The organism is Oscillibacter sp. CU971 (genome assembly GCF_905219725.1).
Classification (GTDB): Bacteria; Bacillota; Clostridia; order Oscillospirales; family Oscillospiraceae; genus Oscillibacter.
In genome coordinates, this window is the sequence record NZ_CAJMXG010000356.1 from 1 (window position 1) to 2,493 (window position 2,493).

Here is a 2,493-nt window from a genome sequence, read left to right on the forward strand (position 1 = left end):
GATTTTTGATACAGGAGCACCACCCGGCGATTGTAAGCAGGGAGCTGTTTGAAACAATCAATCAGGCACGCAAGATAGATCCATAAAGGACTGATAAAAGTCAATACCGGCAAACAACAAAGTGCTTGCTTTTCCCTCTCCGGCATCAGCCTTTCTTCCTGAATCGTTGTGCCGCAAAGGATTCAACGAAAAATCGATTTTACCCCCTTACTCCACAAATCCGCCGAAATCACATGATTTTGGCGGATTTTCGTAACTTCTTGAGGGTGTTTATGATGTTAGAAAATTGTTAGACCCACGCCGTGACCCACACGGCGAAATGACCGGAAAGGGTTAGAGAGGACGAAAGAGCGCCGGAGAGCAGGTTTCTGCCCTCCGGCGCTTGACCTTTTACATGACCTCCGCCATGAAGGCGACGTTTTTTCGACTCGGAGTAGTGTTACGGAGTTGAGCGGATTGCCCCGGCTTGGCAGGAGCGGTCTCTTTCGCCGGGGATGTGGTTTTGCCAGCCTCCTCACGGGCGGCGTCAAAATGGTTTTGCCAATATTAGTTGACACAAAAAACTCAAAGAAATTAGCCAGCTAAGCGGCGGCTCGCAGAGCGGCAAAATAACTCTGGCGTTTCACGATAGGCAGGAGGCCGCCGTTGGCGGAGCAAATGCGCCGGCGGTTCCAGTAACTCATGAAGTACCTCCAGACAAAGGTCTTTAATTCCTCAACTGTCAGGCACTCCGGGTTGAGGTGGTCGTAGAAGAGCTCGCTCTTCATCCTGGCCCACGCGGGCGTTGTCGTGGCAGCGCCCGCCGTCGCTGTTCATGCTCTGGTGGATGCCATACTGCTCAACCGCCGCCCGGTAGACACCACTGGTGTATTGGGGACCCCGGTCCGAGTGGACGACAGCTCCCCGCAGGGCCGGATAGGCCTGCCGCTGCGCCGCGCAGTGTGCGCACGCACAACTGCGCCCTCATGTTCGTGTCCATCGCCAGCCCCAGGACGGTGATGTCAAAATAGTCGAACATGGTGACCTGCCGTTCCAGCTTATTCGGGCTGTTCTGAGATTGTCACGCCGGAAAACTCCGGAACATCCAGGAGAGCCTCGCCCATTTCAAAGAGGGCGACCTGTCCTTCATGCTCCAAAATGAGCTGTTCATCTACGGTCAACGCCTCCGACCCCTGCGGGGCGGTGGTGTCAGCCAGATCAGGAGCGGGACGGGGCTACTCCAGTGCCTCGGTGGGCATGCATACATCGGGGCCGAGGGCCTTTTTATCGTCTACTACTTAAATACCTCCTTAGTTGTGAAATAAAAAGCCAGCCCGATGGCTGGTGGCAGATAAGGGAACTCCTCCTTTCAGTTGTGGTATATGAAAATTCCTCCCATAATCTCTTTGGGTGGAATTTACAATTTATTATTTTCTTTTTCGACTCATTGTGATATAGTTATTTTGTCAGTACGAGCGGTCAGATCAGACTTCGTTTGGCTCGTGATCAAAACACGGGCGGCATCGTACCTATGTGTAAGGATGCATTTTTCTCCGGCAAAAGTGCCATCAGCACCTCTTCATCTCGACACAATGACACACAAACACGGTAACACTGTGACTGCACTTGCAGTCAATATGTATGTGTGTTTCGTTGTGACCGTGTTAAGTGAATCGGTGTTGAGCCGAGCAGAACAAACTGTTTGGGAAGTCGGATTTGTGCTGGTGTGAATTTAGGATATAAGGCTGCAATATCTCCTTGTTGTTGGCGGATGGGAAGTCCCCTCATTTTGAGGGCCAATAATAACAAGGAGGTGAATTCCGTGAAGAAAGCGGACAAGCCCAGTATTGTCATCAATATCAACGTTTACGGTGACAATAACAAGGTTTCCACGAATGAGACTCACTCTCATATCCCTGCTGCTGTGATCGTCATTGTACTGATTGCAGTAGCCGTACTGGCTGTATCCTTTTGCTGCCCTGAACTACTTCCCGATTTTGTCCGTTGGATAATCGGTAAAGTAGTCAACAGCTAACACCAGCACATTTTAAGAATTGAGGTGTAATGCCTTTTGAAATATACTGATTGTCCACTATACGGAATCCAATCTAAAAAAATACTAAAATACGTTCTACATATTAAAAATGGGGATTTATTAAAACAAGACTATGTTGTTTCAATGATTAGCCCCTATGTAGATAGATCTAAGAAACCTCGGCTTATCGAGCCTCCACAAGCCGAATTAAAAACTGTACAAAAACGAATAAAAACATTATTGGGAAAAATTGAAGTGCCCGATAATGTTTTTTCCGGTATTAAGGGAAAATCATACTCCGATAATGCTCGCCAGCATTTGGGCAAGAGCACTCGGAATCTATACAAGATTGATTTGACTGCATTTTTCCCTTCGATCAGCAGAGAAACAGTTTATCGCTTTTTCTTTGAAGATTTGTGCTGTTCTCCTGATGTTGCCAAGGTGCTGACAAACTTAACAACCGTCGATCTTAAAATGCA

Annotated in this window: 3 protein-coding genes and 1 pseudogene; 2 read left to right on the forward strand and 2 right to left on the reverse strand. The window is 48.2% G+C overall.

Features of this window, described 5'->3' with window-relative positions; translation table 11 throughout:
• Positions 1 to 581: 581 nt before the first annotated feature.
• Together JX325_RS18790 and JX325_RS18505 are read right to left on the reverse strand one after the other, a co-directional pair.
• Positions 582 to 767: a hypothetical protein gene (locus JX325_RS18790; protein ID WP_204791917.1), complete on the reverse strand. Its 186-nt coding sequence runs from the start codon at positions 765 to 767 to the stop codon at positions 582 to 584.
• Between the two features lie 270 nt (positions 768 to 1,037).
• Complete coding sequence (locus JX325_RS18505; protein WP_279380547.1) at positions 1,038 to 1,160, reverse strand: hypothetical protein; 123 nt, start codon at positions 1,158 to 1,160, stop codon at positions 1,038 to 1,040.
• Positions 1,161 to 1,801: 641 nt separating this feature from the next.
• Here JX325_RS18505 and JX325_RS15270 point away from each other — a divergent pair.
• Both JX325_RS15270 and JX325_RS15275 read left to right on the forward strand, forming a co-directional pair.
• Complete coding sequence (locus JX325_RS15270) at positions 1,802 to 2,014, forward strand: hypothetical protein (protein ID WP_243414126.1); 213 nt, start codon at positions 1,802 to 1,804, stop codon at positions 2,012 to 2,014.
• A 36-nt stretch (positions 2,015 to 2,050) separates the two neighbouring features.
• Positions 2,051 to 2,493: pseudogene (locus JX325_RS15275) on the forward strand (hypothetical protein); the annotation flags it as partial.